The following is a 21,014-nucleotide window of genomic DNA, read 5'->3' on the forward strand; positions in this document are numbered from 1 at the left end:
GGATATCGTGGGCGGCCGATCTCGCGGGTCCGGCACGATCGGACGGTGGATGATCGACTCCGACGACGGGCTGAGCAGAACGGCGACGTCTTCACCTGGGAGGACGTGCGCTCCTGCCTCCTGGGTGAGCACGACGTGCGGGAGCTCGTGCGCGCAGGGGAGGCGGTTCGGGTGCGGCGCAACGCCTACGTGCTCGAGGACCGATGGCGATCGGCGCGTCCGGCGGAGCAGCTCGCCCTGCGCGTCCGCGCGGTCCTGCTGGGCCGACCGGGTCACACGGCGAGCCACCAGAGCGCGCTCGCGCTCCACGGCATCGCGCTGTGGGGCGTGCCGACTCGCGTGGTCGACCAGATGGCCCCGGTGCCGCGCACCCGGACGGTCAGCGGTGTCCGGACGCATCCCGTGGATGCCACGACCGAACCGGTCCACGTCGGTGGTCACGCGACGGTGGACATCGCGACCGCGGTCGTGCAGGTCACGCTGCGGCACGGTGTCGAGGCAGGCGTGGTGGCACTGGACGACGCCCTGCACCAGCGCAGGTGCCGCCTGCCGACGGTGCAGGCGGCCGGTGAGCGGCTGGCACGCGGTCCACTGGACCGGGCGCGGGTGACGGCGCTGGTGGAGCAGGCGGATCCCTTGTGCGAGTCCGTCGGCGAGAGCCGGACGCGGCTGCTCCTGCACGGGCTCGGCTACGACGTGCGCAGCCAGGTGAGTGTGAGCGACGACCACGGGAGCTTCGTCGGCCGGGTCGACTTCATGGTGGGGGGAGCGGTCGTCGTGGAGTTCGACGGCATGGTCAAGTACGAGGGTGCCGACGGGCGTGGTGCCCTGGCGCGGGAGAAGGCACGCGAGGAGCGCCTCACCGCCCTCGGGTGTGTCGTCATCCGGCTCGTCTGGGCCGACCTGGACCACCCGGAGCGCGTGCGGGCGAGGATCGACGGTGCTCTGGCGAGGGTGGCTCGCCGAGCATGACGAAGAATCGGACGCTCAAGACACAGAAATCGAGTCAGGACGTAGTAATTCCTACGTCCTGACTCGATTTCTGCGTCCCGGAACGACCAGGTCAGGCGTCCCGGGAGGGCTCGGCTCAGCGGCGCGGCATCAGCACCGTGTAGTCGAGGTCGAGCACGACCTCCGGCAGGTACTTGCCGTCCTCGCCCTTGTACGGGAAGTCCGCGCACGGGGTGTCCTTGGTCGCGACCGTGCGCAGGCGCAGCGCTCCGACGTCGGTGCGGCCGGGCAGCTCGATGCTCTCGAGGACCTCGGACCACGCGTAGACGGTGTCGCCGGCGAAGGTCGGGTTGGCGTGGGCGCCGGCGTTGATCGCGGCGATCATCTGGCCGTTCGCCAGGCCGTTGAAGGACAGGGCCCGGGCGAGGCTGATGATGTGGCCGCCGTAGATGAGCCGGCGGCCGATCCTCGACTGCGACTGGGCGTGCTGGTTGAAGTGGACCTTCGCGGTGTTCTGGTACAGCCGCGTGGCGAGCATGTGGTCCGACTCCTCGATGGTCATGCCGTCGATGTGGTCGATGCGCTCGCCGACCTCGTAGTCCTCCCAGAGGAAGGGGCTGCCGGCCAGGTCCACGTCGTACTCGCGACCGGTGAGGTCGAAGGGGACGTGCAGGTCCTCGGCCGCGACCGCACCGGGCAGGTCGGGCACGACGGTCTCGGGGGCGGGGGAGGCCGGGTCCTTCTTGTGGACCATGACCCAGCGGACGTAATCGACGACCATCTCGCCGCGCTGGTTGACGCCGACGGAGTTGACGTGGACGACGCCGGTCCGGCCGTTGGAGTTCTCCTTCAGACCGATGACCGTCGAGGTCGTCGTCACGGTGTCACCGACGTGCAGCGGGGCCCCGAAGCGGCCGCCCGCGTACCCGAGGTTGGCGACGGCGTTGAGCGAGATGTCCGGGACGGACTTGCCGAAGACGAGGTGGAAGGCCAGCAGGCTGTCGACGGGCATCCGCGCGAAGCCCATCGCCTCGGCGAAGGTCGAGGCGCTCGTCGCGGCGAAGCGCGGTCCGTACAAGCCGGTGTAGAGGGCGATGTCGCCGTCGGTCACCGTGCGCGGCGTCGCGTGCCGGATCTCCTGACCGATCGAGAAGTCCTCGAAGTAGTTGCCGGGGACCGTCTTGGTGGACATGCGGGGGCCTTTCGTCGGGCGAAGGGGGATCCCCGCCATCTTCTCGCACGGTCGGCGAAGGGGGTGTGGCCGAGTCGTGTTGACCCGGCCACACGGCCGGGACACGTCGCTCCGGCCGCGCTCGCCGGTGGTGGCCGGGTCGTGACGCGGCCGGCCCCAGGTGTCCCGGCCAGCTCAGGGCCTCGCGGCACGACGCTCAGCGGGCCTGGACCTGCGCGATCCACGCCTCGATCTCGTCGGCGGAGTGCGGCCACTCGCCGGAGAGGTTGCGACAGCCGTCCTGCGTGACGACGACGTCGTCCTCGAGGCGCACGCCGATGCCACGGAAGCGCTCGGGGACCTTCAGGTCGTCCGCCTTGAAGTACAGGCCCGGCTCGACGGTGAGGACCATGCCCGGTGCGAGCTCGGCGTCCATGTACTCCTCGCGCGTGGCGAGGGCGCAGTCGTGGACGTCGAGGCCGAGGTGGTGGCTCGTGCCGTGCACCATCCAGCGGCGGTGGTACTGGCCGTGCTCCTTGTCGAGGGTGTCCTCGACGGAGACGCCATCGGGCAGCAGCCCCCACGCGTGCAGGTGTTCGGCGATGACGCGGATGGCGGCGGCGTGGACGTCGGAGAACTTCGCGCCCGGCCGCACCGCGGCGATCCCGGCGGCCTGCGCGGCGACGACCGCCTCGTGGATCTCGCGCTGGGTCTCGCTGAAGGTCCCGCTCACCGGCAGCGTGCGGGTGATGTCGGCGGTGAAGAGCGAGTCGAGCTCGACGCCGGCGTCGAGCAGGATGAGGTCGCCCTCGGAGATGTCGCCGGTGTTCTTGATCCAGTGCAGCGTGTTGGCGTGGTCACCGGAGGCGCAGATCGAGTCGTAGCCCACGCCGTTGCCCTGGTGGCGGGCGTGCAGGCCGAAGGTCCCCTCGACCCAGCGCTCACCGCGGCCGCGCTCGGGCAGGCTCGGCAGCTCGCGGATGACCGCCTCGAAGCCGACGCGGGTGGCGTCGACGGCCTCCTGCATCTGCTCGACCTCCCAGTCGTCCTTGACCATCCGCAGGTGGGACAGGTCGTGGGCGAGGGCCTCGTCGGCCTCGACCAGACTCTCCTCGCTCGCGCCGCCCTGCACCCGCACGGTGTCCAGGCGGGCGGTCAGGGCGAGGTCGGCGTCGCGGACCATCCGCACGATGATCTGCCCGGCGTCCTTGCCGATGGCGTCCTCGAGCTGGTCGACGTGGCGGCCCGTGAGGCCCAGCTCGGACTCGACGTCCTCGATCGACGGGCGGGCGCCGACCCAGAACTCCCCGTAGCGGGCGTCCCCGAAGAACTCCTCGGAGTCGCGCGGCGCCAGGGGGCGGAAGTACAGCGAGGCCTCGTGGCCGGCCTGCTCGTCGGGGCCGCCGAGCGGCTCCATGACCAGGACGGCGTCCGGCTCCCGGTCGGCGCCCAGGCCGGTGAGGTGGGCGAAGGCGGTGTGCGGCCGGAAGACGTAGTCGGTGTCGTTGGCGCGCACCTTCAACCCACCCGCCGGGACGACCAGGCGCTCGCCCTCGTGGGCCGCGGAGACGGTGGCGCGGCGCTCGGCGGCGCGCCTCGCGGCCTCGGTCAGCGGGGGACGCTCGCTCGACCGCGGCGCCCAGTCCTGGGCCACGAAGGCACGGAACTCGTCCGTCGTCGGTCGCTTGCGGTTGTCTGCCTGCTGCTGCTCCTCGCTCATGGCGCCATCGTCTCACCATGTGGTGCGCGTCGCGTGGGCACCACCGGGCGGGGGCGAAGGGGGCGTGCTCACCCGACGTCGAACCGGTGCGGGATGGTCTCGCCCAGCTGCCGGTACGGCGTGAATCCCATGGCCGAGTAGTTCGCCAGGGCGGCCGCATTGTCGGCGCCGATGCTTGCATCGATGTGCGCCAGCGTCGCGTGCCGCAGCCAGGGATGCGGCGAAGAGGCGGCGGCCCAAGTCCGCTCCGGCCGGCGTCGGGGTGGATGTGCGTGCCGATGATCCCCCACCCCTCGGGCACGTCGTAGGGGTTGCCGGGCCACGCCCGCTTCAGCGACTGGAAGCCGACGACGCGGCCCCCCTGCTCGGCGACGGTGCACGCGACCCGGTACTCCATCTCGAGGTAGCGCTCGCGGACCCTCTCGACGTCGACCGGGCTCGAACGCAGACCGTCGCGATGGATCGCGTTCTGCACCTCGGCCATGCCGGGAGGCCATATGGTGGCGATGTGATCGACCTGCACACCCACTCCGCCCGCAGCGACGGGACGGACGCGCCCGCGGAGCTCATCGCCCAGGCCGCCGAGGCCGGGTTGAGCACGATCGCGCTCACCGACCACGACACGACCGTGGGCTGGGCCGAGGCCGCCGCCGCGGCGCAGCGCCACGGCATCACCCTCGTGCGCGGGGCCGAGCTGTCCACGCGCCACAACCGGCGCTCGGTGCACCTGCTGGCCTACCTCTTCGACCCCGACGAGGCGGAGCTGGCCGAGGAGATGCGCCGCACCCGCGAGGACCGGGTGCCGCGGCTGCAGCGGATCGTCGAGCACATGGCCGCCGACGGCTTCCCCGTGACCTGGGAGGACGTCCTGGCGCAGGTGCCCGAGGGGCCGGTCTCGCTCGGCCGACCGCACCTGGCCGATGCGCTCGTCGCGAAGGGACTCGCGCACGACCGCAGCGAGGTGTTCGCCCGCTGGCTGCACAACGGCTCGGCCTTCTACGAGCCCCACTACGCCACCGCGACCGCCGACGCGGTGCGCCTGGTCAGGGCGGCCGGCGGGGTGCCCGTCCTCGCCCACCCCTTCGCCGTGCGACGTCAGCGCGCGGTCGACGGCGACGACGTGGCGATGCTCGCCGAGGCCGGGCTCGTGGGCATCGAGGCGGACCACCGCGACCTCGACGACGCGGGCCGCACGCTCGCGCGCGACCTCGCCGCCGACCTCGACCTCGTCGTCACCGGCAGCAGCGACTTCCACGGGGACGGCAAGACCAACCGGTTGGGGGAGAACACCACGTCGCCGGAGTCGCTCGCACGCATCGAGGCCATCGCCTCCGGTGCCACACCGCTCCTGCGCTGAGCCGCCCGTCCCCGTGCGGGGGGACTACCGTCGCCCCATGAGCGACAGCCGCCGCCAGCAGTACGTCATCGAGACGCTCGAGACCGCCTTCGCCGACCTGATGCGGGCCGACCCGGCCGCCTTCCGGGTGAAGTACCGCAAGATGGCCGACAACCCCTTCGCCTTCTACCGCGGGACCGCGTGCCTCTTCCACCGCGACCTCGCCGCCTCCGAGCAGCCGTGGGCCGACGAGCGCACCGGCCGGGTGTGGATCCACGGCGACCTGCACCCGGAGAACTTCGGGACCTACATCAACTCCCACGGCGAGCTCGTCTTCGACGTCAACGACTTCGACGAGGCCTACGTGGGGCCCTTCTCGTGGGACCTGCGCCGTTTCGTCGCCGGCTTCGCGGTCATGGCGTGGCAGAAGGCGCTGCCGGAGCACACCGTGCGCGACCTGGCCGCCGGCTACCTGCGGGCCTACCTCGAGCGGGTCCACGGCTTCGTCGAGGGGGCCGGTGACGAGGAGTTCGCGCTGCGGCTGGGCAACACGACGGGGGCGCTGCACGAGACCCTGCAGGCCGCCCGGCGGCAGAGCCGGGCGGCGATGCTCGACTCGATGACCGAGATCAGGGGTGACGGGCGCCTGTTCACCGATGCGAAGGGGGTCCGTCGCCTGGACGAGGCCGAGCGCGACGTGGTGCTCGAGGCCTACCGGCGGTACCTGGAGACGATCCCCGAGGCGAAGCGGGTGGAGCGGGAGACCTTCTACCAGGTCAAGGACGTCGTGGGGCGCTCGGGCTTCGGCATCGGCAGCGCGGGTCTGCCCGCGTACAGCATCCTCATCGAGGGGTTCAACGAGGCGCACGAGAACGACATCGTCCTGTCGATGAAGCAGGCCAACCGGCCCGCGCTCGAGGGCGTCGTCGAGGTACCGACGATGGCGGAGCTGTTCACCCACGAGGGTGAGCGGACGGTCATCAGCCAGCGGGCGCTGCAGGTGCACGCCGACCCGCTGCTCGGGTACACGACGATCGACGGCGTCGGCTACCTCGTCGACGAGGTCTCGCCGTACGAGCTCGACCTGTCCTGGGACGACCTGAACGAGCCGGCCGACATGGAGTCGGTCGTCGACGCGCTCGGCCGGGCGACGGCCAAGATCCACTGCGTCTCCGACGCCGACAGCGACCACACGGTCGTCGACTTCCAGACGGAGGAGGCGATCGTCGAGGTGCTGCAGGGGCGGGAGGAGGAGTTCGTCCGGGAGATCGTCGACTTCGGGGTCGAGTACGCGCAGCGGGTGCGGGAGGACCACGCGCTCTTCGTCGAGGCCTTCCGCGAGGGGCGTATCGGGCAGGTCGCCTCGGTCTGAGTGTGCTGGGTCACGCGGTGGACCTTCGCGTGCAGGCATACCCGACCTGCGAGGATGATCTCGCAGTCCCGCACCTCGAGGAGGGGTATCACCGGTGGCACGAGCCAAGAAGTCAGCGATCATCGCCGTCGCGAACCAGAAGGGCGGTGTCGCCAAGACGACGTCCGTGGCATCGATCGGTGCGGCGATGGCCGAGGAGGGACGGCGGGTGCTGCTCGTCGACCTCGACCCCCAGGCGAGCCTGACCTTCAGCCTCGGGATCGACCCAGATGTCGTCGAGGTGTCCATCCACGAGGTGCTGCTGGGCCAGGCGGAGGTCGCCGACGCGATCCTCGAGGCCAGTGAGGGTGTCGACCTGCTGCCGTCGACGATCGACCTCGCCGGGGCCGAGGCGCAGCTGCTGACGCGGCCCGGGCGAGAGTTCGTCCTCCAATCGGTCCTGGAGGAGGTGCGCACCGACTACGACGTCATCCTCCTGGACTGCAGCCCGAGCCTGGGGGTGCTGACGCTGGCGGCGCTGACCGCGGCGACCGGCCTGATCATCCCGATGCAGGCCGAGATGCTCAGTCACCGCGGGGTCGGCCAGCTCCTCGACACCGTGCGCGACGTCAAGAAGCTGCTGAACAAGAAGCTGAAGACCATCGGCATCCTGCCGACCATGTACGACGGTCGCTCCAACCACGCCCGCGAGGTGCTCGACGACCTCGGCGGTCGCTACCAGCTGCCGGTGCTCTCGCCGCCCATCCCGCGCACCGTCCGCTTCGCCGAGGCGCCGGCGGCCGGGCGATCCATCCTCGACACCGCCCGCTCCAGCAAGGGCGCGTCCGCCTACCGCGAGGTCACCGAGCGGATCCTCGAGACCATCTGAGCCCGGTCCGCGTGATCAGGTGGTCACGTGGTGCGTCTCCGGATGGCACTTGGCGCACCAGTTGACCACCTGACGGTGGCTTGGGAGGGTGCGTGGTCGCCCCGGGGTGACGCCACCTGGGCGAAGGGGGAGTGCCTGGCGCTCGTGCTCGACAAGACAAACCCCGGGTTCACAGGAGTTTCGAACTCTTGCGAACCCGGGGTTCATCGGGTGACCCGAGATTCGGGAGGCGGGTGAGGCGTCAGCCGTTGTTGGACTGGCCCGCCTGCGACTGGCCGCCGCGGGTGCGACGACGGTTGCGGCGGCGACGCGGGCGGCCCTCGGAGCTGCCGGAGTCACCCTTCGCCTCGCTCTGGCCGCCGGAACGACCACCACCGTCACGGCCGCCGGAACGGCCGCCACCGGAGCGGCCGCCGCCCTGACGACGCCCACCGGACTTGCCGGTCTCGCCGACGTCCTCGAGCTCCTCGGCGTCGAGGCCGGCGCGGGTGCGCTGGGAGCGGGGCAGGCGGCCCTTGGTGCCCTCGGGGATGTTGAGGTCGGTGAAGAGGTGCGGGCTGCTGGAGTAGGTCTCCAGAGCCTCCGGGATGCCCAGGTCGAGCTGGCGGTTGACCATCGACCACTTGGTCTCGTCGTCCCAGTCGACGAAGGTCACGGCGATGCCGGTGTGGCCGGCGCGGCCGGTGCGCCCGATGCGGTGGACGTAGGTCTTCTCGTCGTCCGGGCACTGGTAGTTGATGACGTGCGTGACGTTGTCGACGTCGATGCCGCGGGCGGCGACGTCGGTGGCGACGAGCACGTCGACCTTGCCGTTGCGGAAGGCCCGCAGCGCCTGCTCGCGCGCACCCTGGCCGAGGTCACCGTGGATCGACGCCGCGGCGAAGCCCCGGTCGGCCAGTTCGTCGGCGACCTTGGCGGCGGTGCGCTTGGTGCGGGAGAAGATGATCGTCAGGCCGCGGTCCTTGGCCTGCAGGATGCGGGCGATCATCTCGACCTTGTCCATCGCGTGGGCGCGGTAGACGAACTGCTCGGTCGCCTTGACGGTGTGGCTGTCCTTGGCGTCGCCGTCCTCGCTCATCGCGCGGATGTGCGTCGGCTGGGTCATGTATCGACGGGCCAGGGCGACGATCGCTCCGGGCATCGTCGCGGAGAAGAGCATCGTGTGCCGCGACGGGTTGGTCATCGCCATGATCTTCTCGACGTCGGGCAGGAAGCCCAGGTCGAGCATCTCGTCGGCCTCGTCGAGGACGACGGTCTTCGTGGCGGACAGGTCGAGGTGCTTCTGCTGGGCGAGGTCGATGAGGCGCCCGGGGGTGCCGACGACGACGTGCACGCCCGCCTTGAGCGCGTCGATCTGTGGCTCGTAGGCGCGACCGCCGTAGACGGTGAGCACCTTGATGCCCAGACGCTTGCCGGCGCGCTCGAGGTCGGCGGCGACCTGGCCGGCCAGCTCACGGGTGGGGGCGACGGCGAGGGCCTGCGGTCGGGGGTCGTCGGTGTCGGTCTCGATGCGGTTGAGCATCGGGACACCGAAGCCGAGCGTCTTGCCGGTACCGGTCTTGGCCTGGCCGATGATGTCGTGCCGGTCCAGGGCGACCGGCAGCGTCATCGCCTGGATGGGGAAGGGGTGGATGATCCCGCCGTCGGCCAGCGCTTCGACGATCTCGGGACGGACGTCGAAGTCCGCGAAGGTCTGCTGGGTCGCCTGCGGGGCGGTGCCCTCGACGTCGGGCGTGGCCTGAACCGCCTCGTCGACGGATTCGGTGAATTCGGACGTGCTGGTGTCGGTCATGTGTCTCTCGATCAGCGTGGACGGCGCTGCGTGCGCCGTGGGTGGCACGGGCCGATCGGAGGTCAGTCAAGCGGTCTGCCACGCGTGGGGCGACCGCGCCGGACGTCTCGTCCAGCCGGAAAGGATGCCGACCGGGCACCGCTGGTCACCACCATGCTACCCGCCGAACGGCGGGCCAGTCGCACGCGCGGGGCGCGCACTAGGCTGCGGGCATGAGCGAGCAGGTAACTCCTTCGTCCGCCGGGGGTCTCGGGGAGCGCGAGCGGGAGGGCACGATCGAGCTGCTCGGCGTGATCGCCTACGGCGCGATCTCGGGCTTCACCCGGATGGCCGCGGACTCGGAGATGGCTGATGATCTCGCCCTCAAGCGTGCCCTGGCCGGGATGGCGGTCTCGGAATTCCACAACCACGAGCTGCTCACCGACCGGATCGTCGAGCTCGGTGGTGACCCCAACGCCGCGATGGCGCCCTTCCGGCCCGCCTTCGACGCCTACCACGCCCGCACCCGTCCCCGGAACCTCCTCGAAGGCCTGGTCAAGGCCTACATCGGGGACGGGATCGCCACCGACTTCTTCCTCGAGATCTCGCGGTACGTCGAGGAGGAATCGCGCGCGATCATCGAGCAGGCGAGCACCAGCCACCGGGACGTCGAGACGATCGTCACGGCGGTGCGGAGCGGCATCGCCGAGGAGCCGCGGCGCGGCGGGCCGCTCGCCCTGTGGGGCCGGCGGCTCGTCGGCGAGGCGCTCACCCAGGGGCAGGTGGTCGCCGCGGAGCGGGAGGCGCTCAGCGAGTTGGTGCTCGGCCTGAGCCACGACCGGCCCGGTGCCACGCTGCACGAGGTCGGCGAGCTGATGCAGCGGCTGACCGACCGCCACCAGCTGCGCATGGGGCGCCTGGGCCTGTCCGCCTGATCTCGACCGCACGTTCCCCCGGGCGCACCTCCTCGAGGTGCGGTTCGCCGCCACGACATGCGGAAGGGGGCCCGCTGAGTCAGCGGGCCCCCTTCGAGACGCTTGCAGAGCAAGCTCCTCAGGACAGCGCCCTTCGAGACGCTTGCAGAGCAAGCTCCTCAGGATGGCGCCCTTCGTCGTGCGCGGGTGGCTCAGACCTGCTTGCGGCCGACGACCATCCCGTAGATGACGATGAGGACCGCGGCGACGAGCACGCCGAGGATGAAGGCGATCCAGTCGATCCCGCTCGTCGTCTCGTTACCGGAGAGCGCGGTGTAGGCCCACGACCCGATGAGGGATCCGAGGATGCCGAGGATCACCGTGACGAGGGTCGAGATGCTCTGCTTGCCGGGAAGGACTAGGCGTGCCAGCGCACCGATGATGGCGCCGACGATGATCGTGACGATGATGGTCCACACAGTTGATCACTCCTTCTGCGCCCCCACGGATGGGTGGACGCGCTCGGGACCCGTGTGGGTCCGTTCCCGATCAACAGTGTCCGAGTGGCTGGAGTGACGCAAGTTGCGACGTTCAGGAAGGCGTCGAACGGCCCGGCAAGCCGCTCGTGGTGCGGGACTCAGGCCCCGAAGCCGACCCGTCCACGGCTGGGCTCGCCGACCTCGACGTAGCCGAGCGCACCGGCCGGGACCATGACGCGACGGCCCTTGTCGTCGGTGAGCACGAGGGCACCACCGTCGAGAGCGCTCTTCACCGCGGTCTCGATCTCGTCCTCGGTGCCGCTCGCGTCCAGGACGAGCTCGCGGGCGACGTTCTGCACGCCGATCTTGACCTCCACGGTCACTCCTTGGGTTGTGGGGCTGGCTGTGCGTGCCATCGTGTCACTTGCCCGACTCGGTCTCCGGGGCGGGGTCGGTGCCCATGCGGTTGACCGGGAAGGAGCCGATGCCCCGCCACGCCAGGTGACCGGCTGCCTGCGCGGCGACCTCCTGGGAGAACTGGTCGCCGTGGGCGAGCCACGTTCGGGCCATCACCTGCGCGGCGCCGGACATCGCCAGCCCGAGCATCTCGGCGAGCTCCTGCGGCAGGGTCGTGTCCTGCATGATCCGTTGGGCGATCGCGTCGCCGAGCTGGGCCTCGAGCGCGTCGAGGCGGTGACGCACCTTGGGGTCGTTGGTCAGGTCGGACTCGTAGATCAGGCGGAAGGCGCCGCCCTCGTCCGCGACGAAGGCGAAGAAGGCGCGCACCGTCGCGTAGACCCGCTCCTCGTGCTCGTTGCTGGACTCCAGGGCCTCCAGGACGAGGGCCTCGAGGTGGTCGCACTGGGTGTCGAGCAGCGCGAGGTAGAGGTCGAGCTTGCCCGGGAAGTGCTGGTAGAGCACCGGCTTGGAGACGCCCGCCTCGTCGGCGATGTCCTCCATCGCCGCCGAGTGGTAGCCCTTGGACACGAAGACGTTGAGTGCAGCGTCGAGCAGCTGGGCGCGGCGCTGGGCACGCGGCATCCGCTGGACTCGGGCGCCGGGCGCGGTCGGGCTCATGATGCGGTTCCTCCGGGGCGTGGACGACCCACTGGGTGCTGTGGGTCACACGATCCTACCTAGCGGTACGGACGATGCGGCACACGCATTCGCAGTGCGGACGGCGGGCCCCGGCCCTCCCCGCGCACGGCTGTCGGTGACCGGTGATGGGATGGTCCCGTGGCAGTGCAGATCCCGACCGTGCAGCTCCGTGCTCCCGTCACCGGCGAGGCGGGGACCGTGGTGCGCCCCGACGAGGACCAGGCAGCGGCCGTCGCCGCCCGCGGCGACCTGGTGCGTGTGCTCGGCGGCCCGGGGACGGGCAAGACGAGCGTCGCCGTCGCCTCGGTGCTCGACCGGATCGCGAAGGGGGAGTGCGCCCCCGAGGAGGTCCTCCTCGTCTCCGCGACCCGGCTGGGTGCCGCAGCGGCCCGTGACGCGGTGACCGCCGGCCTCACCGGGGCGACCACCGAGCCGTTGGCCCGCACGATGCCGTCGCTCGGTTTCGCGGTGCTGCGCCAGCAGGCGGCCCTGCTCGGCCAGCCCGCCCCCCGGCTGCTCTCCGGCGCCGAGCAGGACGTGGTCCTCGGTGAGCTGCTCGCCGGTCACGAGGAGGGCGGGACCCGACCGGACTGGCCCGGCGACCTCGAGCTCGCACTGCGCACCCGCGGCTTCCGCGAGGAGCTGCGTGACCTGCTCATGCGCGCCATCGAGCACGGGGTGGACCCTGACGGGCTTGCCGCGCTCGGCGCCGCCCACGAGCGGCCCGAGTGGGTCGCGGCCGCGCAGGTGGCCCGTGAGTACGACGAGGTGACCGCGCTGTCGCGTCCGGGCGCCTTCGACCCCGCGTGGGTGCTGACGGCGGCCGCCGAGCTGCTGGAGGTGGACGGCGAGGCCCGCGACCGCGTGCGCGCCGGCATCCGCACCGTCGTCGTCGACGACGCCCAGGAGCTCACCGCGCCCGCCGCCCGGCTCCTGCGCACGCTCACCGGCGGCGGGGTCGACCTGGTCCTCGTCGGCGACCCCGATGCGACCGTCCAGGGTTTCCGGGGGGCGGACCCGCACCACCTCGTCGGGGAGTGGCCCGGGCGCACGGGCCCGGTCCTCCTCCTGGGGCGGGGGCACCGTCTGCCGGAGTCGGTCCACGCCGCAGCGGCCCGGGTGACGCCCAAGATCGCTGCCCTCGGGGGCGGAGTCCAGCGGTGGTCCACCCCGACCGACCGGCCGGGGACCGTCGCCGCCCACGTGCTCCACTCCGGCGCGCAGGAGGCCGCCTTCATCGCCCACGAGCTGCGGGCCGCCCACCTGCGGGACGGCGTCCCGTGGCGTGACATGGCGGTCATCGTGCGTGGGGCCGCCAGGCAGTCGACCCTGCGCCGGGTCCTCGCCGCCCGTGGTGTCCCCGTCGACGCCGACGCCCGGCGGGTCCCGCTGCGCGAGGAGCCGGCGGCCCGCCCGCTCCTGCAGCTGCTGGGCCTCGTCGTCGACCTCGCCCGTGGCCGGCTGGAGGCGCCCGACGTCACGACCGTCGTCGACCTGCTCGCCAGCCCGCTCGTGGGAGCCGATGCCGTCGCCGTACGGCGGCTGCGCCGGGCCCTGCGGCGCGAGGAGCTCGCCGCCGGCGGTACCCGCAGCAGCGACGAGCTGCTGTCCCGGCTCGTCCTCGACCCCGACCGACTGGCCCACGTCGGCGACGAGGTGGCCCCGCTGCACCGGGTCGCGCAGGTGCTCGCCGCCGGTCGCACCGTGGCGCCGCTCGACGACGACGGGAGCGGTTGGGCCCCCGGGGTCAGCGCCGAGGCGGTGCTCTGGGAGATGTGGCAGGCCTCGGGCGTCGCCGAGCGGTGGCAGGCCACGGCGCTGTCCGGCGGGGGTGCCGGTGCACGCGCCGACGCCGCGCTCGACGCGGTGGTCGCGCTCTTCGACGCCGCGGCCGCGCACCAGGACGCCCTGCCGGCCTCCGGCCCGGACTCCTTCCTCGACGCCGTCGCGAGCCAGGCCGTCGCCGCCGACTCGCTCGCCGCGCAGAGCCCCGACCCGGACGCGGTCGCCCTGATGACGCCGCAGTCGGCCGCCGGCGAGGAGTGGCACACCGTCGTCCTCGCCGGCGTGCAGGAGGGAGTGTGGCCGGACCTGCGCCAGCGCGGCTCGCTGCTGGGGTCCGAGCGGCTCGTCGACGTCGTCACCGGGCGCGACGGCACCGGCGCCGGGGCGGCCGCGACCGTCCGGCACGACGAGACCCGCCTGTTCCACGTCGCGCTGACCCGGGCCCGGCAGCGCGTGCTGGTCACCGCCGTCGCGGCGGAGGACGAGCAGCCCTCGGTCTACCTCGACCTCGTCGACCCGCGGCCCGACGACGGGAGCCGGCGCGAGCCGAGCGACGTCCCCGCCCCGCTCGACCTCACCGGCGTCGTGGCGACGCTGCGCCAGCGCCTGGCCGACGAGGACGACGCGGTCGTCGCGCACGCCGTCGCGCGGCTGGCCGAGCTGCGGGCCGCCGGTGTCCCCGGCGCCGATCCCGCCGCGTGGTGGGCCCTGCGCGACCTCAGCGACGACCGGCCCGTCCGTGCCGACGGGGCGAGCGTCTCGGTGAGCCCGTCGAAGGTCCAGTCCTTCGGTGACTGCGCGCTGCGCTGGCTGCTCACCTCCGCCGGTGGCGAAGGGGTGCGCTCCACGTCGATGGAGGTCGGCACCCTCATCCACGACATCGCGCACGAGCTCGGGGACGCGGGGGAGGAGGCCTTCCTCACCGAGCTCGACCAGCGCTGGGCGAGTCTGGGCATGCCGCCCGGGTGGGTCACCGATCAGAAGTTCGCCCGGGCCAAGCAGATGGTGCACTGGCTCGCGGCCTACCACGCCCGCGCCGCGAGCGAGGGCTGGCGACCGGTGGCGACCGAGGCCGACTTCCGCGTCCACCTCGGGCGGGCGGTGCTGCGCGGCAGCGTCGACCGCCTCGAGGCCGACGAGGAGGGACGCCTGCGCGTCATCGACTACAAGACCGGCTCGAGCGCGCCCACCGGCCCCGAGGTCGAGGGGCACCCCCAGCTGGGGGCCTACCAGGTCGCGATCGAGGAGGGTGGCTTCGCCGACCACGGGAGCAGCTCGGCCGGAGCGGCGCTCGTCCAGCTCGGCAAGGCCTACACCTCGGGCAAGGCCGTCCAGCAGCAGGACCCCCTCGCCCACGGCGACGATCCCCGCTGGGTGCACGAGCTCATCGAGGAGACCGCGGAGGGCATGGCCGCCGCGAGCTTCGTCGCCCGGCCCGAGGACGCCACGTGCCGGGTGTGCCCCGTGCGCTCGTCCTGCCCCGCCCACGAGGAAGGAGGGCGACTGTGACGAGCGCCCCCACGATCAGCGCCCCCACCATCAGCGCCCGCGACCTCGCTCGGGAGCTCGGCCAGGAGTTCCCGCCGACGCCGGAGCAGGAGGCGATCATCGAGGCGCCGCTCGAGCCGCTGCTCGTCGTCGCGGGCGCCGGCTCGGGCAAGACCGAGACGATGACCGCCCGCGTGGTGTGGCTCGTGGCCAACGACCTCGTCGCGCCGGAGGAGGTCCTGGGTCTGACCTTCACCCGCAAGGCCGCCGGTGAGCTCGCCGAGCGGGTCGCCCGCCGCCTGGCCAGCCTCGAGCGCAGCGGCGTGTGGACACCGCCCCAGCCGGAGGAGGCCGAGGGCCTCGGCGGTGCCCCGACGATCTCGACCTACCACGCCTACGCCGGGCGACTGGTGCGCGAGGGCGCCCTGCGTCTCGGCTACGAGAAGGACTCGCGGATGCTCTCCGAGGCCGCGACCTGGCAGCTCGCGCACGAGGTCGTCATGGCCTGGGACGGTCCGATGGCGGACATCGACAAGGTCGAGTCGACCGTGACCAATGCCGTCGTCTCGCTCTCCGGCGAGCTGGCCGAGCACCTGCGCACCCCCGCTGACGTCGAGGACTTCGCCGCCGGCACACTGCGGCACCTCGACGCGGTCGAGACCTCCGGCAAGGCCTTCACCAAGGAGTTCCGCTCCAGGGTCATCACCCCCCTGACCGAGCAGCGGCTCATCCTGCCGATCGTCGAGCGGTACCAGCAGGTCAAGCACGAGCGCTCGGTCATGGACTTCGCCGACCAGATGTCGCTCGCCGCCCAGCTGGCACAGCGGTTCCCCGACATCGGTGCTGCCGAGCGCGCCCGCTTCAAGGTCGTGCTGCTCGACGAGTTCCAGGACACCTCCGAGGCCCAGCTGGCACTCATGCGCGCCCTCTTCGCCCCGCTGGGACGGCGTCCCGCCGCGGTCACGGCGGTCGGCGACCCGAACCAGTCGATCTACGCCTGGCGCGGGGCCAGCGCGACGACGCTGAAGGAGTTCCGCACCTCCTTCGCCACCGACGGGCAGGAGGCGCCGCGACGGCCGCTGTCCACGAGCTGGCGCAACGACGAGGTGATCCTCGAGGTCGCCAACCGGGTGGCCGGCCCCCTCCGGGAGGTCAGCGCGGTGCCGGTCGACCCCTTCGTCCCCGTCCCGGCGCCCAGCGCGGTCAGGTGCAGCTGCTGCGGGTGGAGACCGCCGCGCAGGAGGCCCAGGACGTCGCCGACTGGATCGCGGACCGGCGGCAGGACGGGCGGCACACGGCGGCGGTGCTCTGCCGCAAGCGCAGCCAGTTCGCCCTCGTCGTCGAGGCGCTGGCCCGGCGCGACATCCCCTACGAGGTCGTCGGTCTCGGGGGCTGCTGCTCACCGCGGAGGTCGCCGACGTCGTCGCGCTGCTCACCGTCGTGCAGGACCCGGCCCGCGGCGACCGCCTGATGCGGCTGCTCACGGGACCGCCCGGCATGCTCGGCCCGGCCGACCTGGACGGGCTCGGGGCGTGGGCCCGTGAGCTCGGCCGCCAGTCCGTCGCCGCGGCGGAGGGCGAAGGGGTGGCCCACCCGGTCCCGACGACGAGGTGACCATCGTCGACGCCCTCGAGCAGCTGCCCGAGCCCGGGTGGAGCGGCGGCGCTGGCCAGAGCATCTCCGAGACGGCCCTGGCCCGGCTGCACCATATCGCTGACATGGTGCGGCGCCTGCGCCGGGCCACCGGCTCACCGCTGCCCGACCTCGTCGCCGAGGCCGAGCGCGAGCTGGGTGTCGACATCGAGGTGCTCTCCCGACCGGGGTGGAGCCCGGCGGCGGCGCGGGCGCACCTCGACGCGTTCGCCGATGTCGCGGCGCAGTTCGCCTCGAGTGCGGACCGTCCGACCCTGGGCGGGTTCATCGACTGGATCGAGGCCGCCGTCGAGCAGGAGCGCGGGCTCGAGGCGCCCGTCGTCGAGCCGACGAAGGACGCGGTCCAGGTGCTCACCTGCCACGCAGCCAAGGGCCTGGAGTGGGACATCGTCGCCGTCCCGGGTCTGGGCGAGGGCGTCCTCCCGGCGCACAACTCCCGGGCGAGCCTCAAGGACGGCGTGTGGCGCCTGGGCCAGGTCAACGACGCCGGCTGGCTCACCGGGCTGGACGGGGTGCCCTACCCGCTGCGCGGTGACACGCAGGGGCTCCCGCAGCTGGATCTCTCCCTCGGGGAGCGGGACGCGCTGCAGCGGGAGGTCAAGGACTTCGTCGCCCGCAACGGCGAGCACAGCCTGCTCGAGGAGCGGCGGCTGGCGTACGTGGCGTGCACCCGCGCCCGCAGCCGGCTGCTGCTCAGCTCGTGGGTGTGGGGGCCGACGGGACAGACCCCGCGACTGCCCTCACGCTTCCTCGAGGAGGTGCGGGCGATGGACGTCGCCGACCGGGTCGACTGGGCCGAGATGCCCGAGACCAAGGACGAGGGCAACCCCGCGCTGGCCGTCGCCCGGCAGGTCACCTGGCCCGTCACCGACGAGCACGTCGATCGCCCGGCACTCGCGGCCGCCCGTCAGGCGATGGAGCACGGGTCTGACCCCTCGCTCCTGCCAGCGGCCGGCGCCGACGAGCTCGACGAGACTATACGCATGCTCCTGGCGGAGCGGACGGAGCGCAGGGCCGCCCGCGGCGCGGGTGCCTCGGTCGAGCTGCCGGCGCACCTGTCGACCTCCCAGCTGGTCGCTCTCGCCCGGGACGCCGAGGGTTTCGCGCGCGACCTGCGTCGCCCGATGCCCGGGCCGCCGCAGGTCGCGGGTCGGCGGGGCACCGCCTTCCACGCCTGGGTCGAGGAGCACTACGCCCGGGCGGGGCTGGTGGACATCCTCGAGATGCCCGGCAGTGCCGACGAGGACCTCGGCGATGCCGACCTGGCGCACATGCAGGCGAACTTCCTCGCCAGCGAGTGGGCCGAGCGCGTGCCGCTCGACGTCGAGCTCTCCCTCGAGACGATCATCGGCGGCCACGCGATCCGCGGTCGGGTCGACGCCGTCTTCGCCGACGAGGACGGGGGCGTGACGGTCGTCGACTGGAAGACGGGCCGGCCCCCCACGGGGCAGGAGCGGGCCGTCCGCGCCGTCCAGCTCTCGGCCTACCGGATCGCCTACGCCCGCTGGCGCGGGATCGATCCCGGCCGCGTGCACGGGGCCTTCTTCCACGCGGCGACGGGGGTGACGACCCGTCCGACGATGCTCGACGAGGACGAGGTCGTCCGGCTCCTCGGGACGGTGGTCAGCCCGGACTGAGGCAGGCGGCGCCACCACGGTGGTGGGGATGCGAGCCGGCGGGCGGGGACGCCGTCGTCGGGCCGGCGTCAGCGCCGGGGCGGGACCACGTCATCGTCGTCGTCGTCGTTGATCGGGACGATCTCGGCCGTCTGGTGCTCGTCGCGCCGGGCCCGGCCCGTCGCGGGCGCCGGGGTCTCGGTGGCAGGGGTCTCGGGGTCCGGGGTCTCGGGGTCCGGGACCACCCGCAGGCCCGGATTGGTGTCGGGCTCGTCGGAATCCGGGGTGTCCTCCGGCTCGCGCCGGGCAGGACCAGCGGTGTCGGGGCTGGTTGTCTCCCGGCCGGTCGTCTCTGCCGTTCCCGGCCGCGCGCCTGCCGTCGCCGGCCGCGCGCCTGCCGTCGCCGACTCCGCGGTGTCCGGGTCACTCGTGCGCGGCCCGGCAGTCTCCGCCGCGGCCGTGTCGTCGGCGTCGGCGTCGGCCGCGTCGTCCCCGTCCCGCGCCACTGGGGTGACCTTCGCCGGGTGCTCGACCTGCACGGCATCGTCGTCCTCGGTCCCGCTCGGCTCCGCGGAGGTCCCCCTCGTGCCGGTGGCGACCGGCTGGGTCCTGTCCATGTCCTCGCTGGCGCCGGTGGCAACCGGCTGGGTCGTGGCCGTGCCCTCGTCGGTGCCGGCTGATGTGCCGTGGTCGGTGTTCGTGGTGGTGCCGGCTGATGTGCCGTGGCCGGTGTCCGTGGCGGTGTCCCCGTTGGCAGCGGTGCCCCCGCTCCAGGGGCCGCGGGCCCCCTTCGTCGACGGGCCGTGCAACCGGGCGGCCTCGTCCTCCTCCCGGGCGATCCGCTCGTCCAGGCGCCGCAGCCGGGTGGCGGACCTCTCGGCGCCCTCGTGGTCGCCCGCCGCGACGAGAGACATCATCGTGCGCACGAGCTGCATCTCGCCGACGACCTCGGCGCGGCGGTGCAGGTTGCGGTCGGGCCGCTCGACGCGGGTGTGGGCGTAGGCCTCCATCACCGTGTCGAAGGCCTCCGGGTCCATCGCGGCGAGCAACGGGGCGATGTCGTCGGCCGGGTCGGCCACCTGGGCGGACTCCCAACCCAGGAAGGCCTTGATGTCCGGACCGTCGCCGTCGTCCGGGGTCGCGAGGATCGTGCCGTCGGCGAGGTCACCGTGCGTCGGGGTGGCCGTGAACGTCCAGAGCGACTCGTCGTCGAGCACCCGCTCCCAGCGAGCGAGCAGACCCGTGGGTACCCGGCCGGTGGCGGCCGCCCGGTCCAGCTCGGCCAGCCGGCGCGAGCGGTACCCCGAGGCGTCGTAGACCGGGACCCCGGCCTCCTCGTACATGCGGGCGTCGAGGTTGTGCAGGTGCGCCAGGGCCCGACCCAGACCCCGGGCCAGCGCGGACCGCGGCTCGATGCCCTCGAGGCTGACCGGGCGTCCGGTGAGGTAGGAGTGGACGGCGGCGCGGCCCCCTTCGGGCAGTGCGGCCCAGCCCTTGACCGCCGGCACCGGCATGGTCAGGCGGCGGGCGAGCACCGCCAGCAGCGCGGCGGAGCGCTCCAGCTGCGCGGAGGCGGCGGGGGTGCGCGGGCAGCGGATCACCCAGCGCCGGTGCTCGCGGTCCTGGATGAAGGCAACCTCGACGGCGTCGGCGGGGCCGGAGGCCACCACCCCCTGAACGGTGTCGGGGTCGAGGCCGGGCACGGCAGCGCTGGCCAGCGCGGCGAGGGTCAACGGTCCACGAGAGGTCACGCTCCCCACCGTACGAGGCCCGGGCCCCGGATCGCGGGAGCAACGCCCGTCGGGGCGGGCCGCTCCTGACCTCCGTAGGGTGGCGACGTGGACCACGACCCCCTGAGCGACCTGCCGATGTCCCACTCGGCTATCGACCGCGACGCCGCGTCACGAGCCGACCCGGAGCTGCTCGACCGGCTGCTCGCCGACCCCGCGACGAGCGTGGTCGAGCTGCGTGGGGGGCGCGCCTCCCTTCGCCCCGACGATGTCCTGCTGCGTCGGCCGCCGGAGCCCGCCGACGCCGACTCGCTCCTGCTCTACCTCGGCCGTCTCGACGGCGTGGCCCACCTCGCGGCGTGCCACCCGCAGACCCCGGGCCCGCCGGTGGACCGCGAGGAACGGCTGGACGCGGCCCCCTTCGTCACCCTGCGCGATGTCGCGACCGACCTGCCGGCGCAGGAGACGGTGCTCTTCGCCACCGCGCTCGGCCTGAGCAACTGGCACGCCCGCCACGGGTACTGCCCGCGGTGCGGGCAGGAGACCGAGGTCGTCGAGGCCGGGTGGGTGCGCCGCTGCCCCCACGACGGCTCCGAGCACTACCCGCGCACCGACCCCGCGGTCATCATGGCCGTCACCGACGCCTCCGACCGGTTGCTGCTCGCGCGCAACATCGGCTGGCCGGAGGGGAGGTTCTCGGTGCTCGCCGGCTTCGTCGAGCCGGGGGAGACCATCGCCGGGGCGGTCGCCCGGGAGGTCTTCGAGGAGACCTCGGTGGAGGTGGACGACATCGAGTTCGTCGCCGACCAGCCCTGGCCCTTCCCCGCCTCCCTCATGCTCGGGTGCACGGCGCGGGCCACGACGAGCGACCTCGTCTGCCAGCCGGACGAGATCGCCGAGGCCCGGTGGTTCACCCGGGAGGAGTTCCGCACGGAGGTGGCCGCGGGCCGGGTGAAGGCCGCCGGTCGCCTCTCCATCGCCGCCCGCCTGGTCGAGCGCTGGCTGGGTGAGCGGCTCGACGGGCTGCGCCCCCGCTGACGAAGGGGGCCGGCCCGGGCGGAT

The 21,014-nt window shown here is 72.9% G+C and carries 16 protein-coding genes; 9 read left to right on the plus strand and 7 right to left on the minus strand.

Annotation, left to right across the window (positions count from 1 at the left end; genetic code table 11):
* The first annotated feature begins 45 nt into the window (after positions 1-45).
* Positions 46-972, plus strand: a complete 927-nt coding sequence (locus tag PVE36_RS03665; RefSeq protein WP_277454646.1) for a type IV toxin-antitoxin system AbiEi family antitoxin domain-containing protein — start codon at positions 46-48, stop codon at positions 970-972.
* Between the two features lie 115 nt (positions 973-1,087).
* Here the strand turns inward: PVE36_RS03665 and PVE36_RS03670 are convergent, their stop codons facing one another.
* Positions 1,088-2,143: a MaoC family dehydratase gene (locus PVE36_RS03670; protein ID WP_277454647.1), complete on the minus strand. Its 1,056-nt coding sequence runs from the start codon at positions 2,141-2,143 to the stop codon at positions 1,088-1,090.
* Positions 2,144-2,339: 196 nt separating this feature from the next.
* Positions 2,340-3,842, minus strand: a complete 1,503-nt coding sequence (locus tag PVE36_RS03675; RefSeq protein ID WP_277454648.1) for an aminopeptidase P family protein — start codon at positions 3,840-3,842, stop codon at positions 2,340-2,342.
* Between the two features lie 508 nt (positions 3,843-4,350).
* On the opposite strand from PVE36_RS03675, the gene PVE36_RS03680 reads away from it, so the two are divergent.
* The 3 genes from PVE36_RS03680 to PVE36_RS03690 all read left to right on the plus strand — a co-directional run bounded on the left by PVE36_RS03680 (position 4,351) and on the right by PVE36_RS03690 (position 7,418).
* A complete protein-coding gene (locus PVE36_RS03680) occupies positions 4,351-5,199 on the plus strand; it encodes a PHP domain-containing protein (protein ID WP_277454650.1) in 849 nt (282 codons plus the stop codon).
* A gap of 37 nt (positions 5,200-5,236) precedes the next feature.
* Positions 5,237-6,550 (plus strand): DUF2252 domain-containing protein, encoded by a 1,314-nt coding sequence (locus tag PVE36_RS03685; RefSeq protein WP_277454651.1) that lies wholly within the window; start codon positions 5,237-5,239, stop codon positions 6,548-6,550.
* Between the two features lie 94 nt (positions 6,551-6,644).
* On the plus strand, positions 6,645-7,418 hold the full coding sequence (locus tag PVE36_RS03690; protein ID WP_277454652.1) for a ParA family protein: 774 nt from the start codon (positions 6,645-6,647) through the stop codon (positions 7,416-7,418).
* Positions 7,419-7,659: 241 nt separating this feature from the next.
* Here the strand turns inward: PVE36_RS03690 and PVE36_RS03695 are convergent, their stop codons facing one another.
* The gene (locus PVE36_RS03695; protein ID WP_277454654.1) at positions 7,660-9,210 is read right to left on the minus strand and encodes a DEAD/DEAH box helicase; all 1,551 of its coding nucleotides are present in this window, start codon (positions 9,208-9,210) and stop codon (positions 7,660-7,662) included.
* A gap of 212 nt (positions 9,211-9,422) precedes the next feature.
* Between PVE36_RS03695 and PVE36_RS03700 the strand changes: the two genes are divergently transcribed.
* The gene (locus PVE36_RS03700; RefSeq protein ID WP_277454655.1) at positions 9,423-10,124 is read left to right on the plus strand and encodes a ferritin-like fold-containing protein; all 702 of its coding nucleotides are present in this window, start codon (positions 9,423-9,425) and stop codon (positions 10,122-10,124) included.
* Positions 10,125-10,315: 191 nt separating this feature from the next.
* Here the strand turns inward: PVE36_RS03700 and PVE36_RS03705 are convergent, their stop codons facing one another.
* From PVE36_RS03705 to PVE36_RS03715, 3 genes are all read right to left on the minus strand, one after another.
* Positions 10,316-10,582: a GlsB/YeaQ/YmgE family stress response membrane protein gene (locus tag PVE36_RS03705; protein ID WP_277454657.1), complete on the minus strand. Its 267-nt coding sequence runs from the start codon at positions 10,580-10,582 to the stop codon at positions 10,316-10,318.
* A 158-nt stretch (positions 10,583-10,740) separates the two neighbouring features.
* Positions 10,741-10,959: a DUF3107 domain-containing protein gene (locus PVE36_RS03710; protein WP_277239619.1), complete on the minus strand. Its 219-nt coding sequence runs from the start codon at positions 10,957-10,959 to the stop codon at positions 10,741-10,743.
* 43 nt (positions 10,960-11,002) lie between these two features.
* Complete coding sequence (locus PVE36_RS03715; RefSeq protein ID WP_277454660.1) at positions 11,003-11,659, minus strand: TetR/AcrR family transcriptional regulator; 657 nt, start codon at positions 11,657-11,659, stop codon at positions 11,003-11,005.
* Between the two features lie 159 nt (positions 11,660-11,818).
* On the opposite strand from PVE36_RS03715, the gene PVE36_RS03720 reads away from it, so the two are divergent.
* The 3 genes from PVE36_RS03720 (at position 11,819) to PVE36_RS03730 (ending at position 18,243) form a co-directional block, all read left to right on the plus strand.
* The gene (locus tag PVE36_RS03720; protein WP_277454661.1) at positions 11,819-14,974 is read left to right on the plus strand and encodes an ATP-dependent DNA helicase; all 3,156 of its coding nucleotides are present in this window, start codon (positions 11,819-11,821) and stop codon (positions 14,972-14,974) included.
* The gene (locus tag PVE36_RS03725; protein WP_277454663.1) at positions 14,971-16,497 is read left to right on the plus strand and encodes an ATP-dependent helicase; all 1,527 of its coding nucleotides are present in this window, start codon (positions 14,971-14,973) and stop codon (positions 16,495-16,497) included. Before PVE36_RS03720 ends, PVE36_RS03725 begins: the two co-directional genes overlap by 4 nt.
* Before the next feature lie 66 nt (positions 16,498-16,563).
* Positions 16,564-18,243 (plus strand): 3'-5' exonuclease, encoded by a 1,680-nt coding sequence (locus PVE36_RS03730; RefSeq protein ID WP_277454664.1) that lies wholly within the window; start codon positions 16,564-16,566, stop codon positions 18,241-18,243.
* Between the two features lie 68 nt (positions 18,244-18,311).
* Here the strand turns inward: PVE36_RS03730 and PVE36_RS03735 are convergent, their stop codons facing one another.
* Positions 18,312-19,973 (minus strand): phosphotransferase, encoded by a 1,662-nt coding sequence (locus PVE36_RS03735; RefSeq protein ID WP_277454665.1) that lies wholly within the window; start codon positions 19,971-19,973, stop codon positions 18,312-18,314.
* 87 nt (positions 19,974-20,060) lie between these two features.
* Here PVE36_RS03735 and nudC point away from each other — a divergent pair, with 87 nt between their 5' ends.
* Positions 20,061-20,990: an NAD(+) diphosphatase gene (nudC, locus tag PVE36_RS03740; RefSeq protein WP_277454666.1), complete on the plus strand. Its 930-nt coding sequence runs from the start codon at positions 20,061-20,063 to the stop codon at positions 20,988-20,990.
* The last annotated feature ends 24 nt before the right edge of the window (positions 20,991-21,014 follow it).

This window comes from Janibacter sp. DB-40 (assembly GCF_029510815.1).
In the GTDB taxonomy this organism is placed as follows: Bacteria; Actinomycetota; Actinomycetes; order Actinomycetales; family Dermatophilaceae; genus Janibacter.

What these genes read in the sequence shown, in the direction of transcription:
- PVE36_RS03670 (WP_277454647.1), bottom strand. Translation starts at nt 2,143, where the DNA reads ATGTCCACCAAGACGGTCCCCGGCAACTACTTCGAGGACTTCTCGATC.
- PVE36_RS03675 (WP_277454648.1), bottom strand. Translation starts at nt 3,842, where the DNA reads ATGAGCGAGGAGCAGCAGCAGGCAGACAACCGCAAGCGACCGACGACG.
- PVE36_RS03685 (WP_277454651.1), top strand. Translation starts at nt 5,237, where the DNA reads ATGAGCGACAGCCGCCGCCAGCAGTACGTCATCGAGACGCTCGAGACC.
- PVE36_RS03695 (WP_277454654.1), bottom strand. Translation starts at nt 9,210, where the DNA reads ATGACCGACACCAGCACGTCCGAATTCACCGAATCCGTCGACGAGGCG.
- PVE36_RS03700 (WP_277454655.1), top strand. Translation starts at nt 9,423, where the DNA reads ATGAGCGAGCAGGTAACTCCTTCGTCCGCCGGGGGTCTCGGGGAGCGC.
- PVE36_RS03715 (WP_277454660.1), bottom strand. Translation starts at nt 11,659, where the DNA reads ATGAGCCCGACCGCGCCCGGCGCCCGAGTCCAGCGGATGCCGCGTGCC.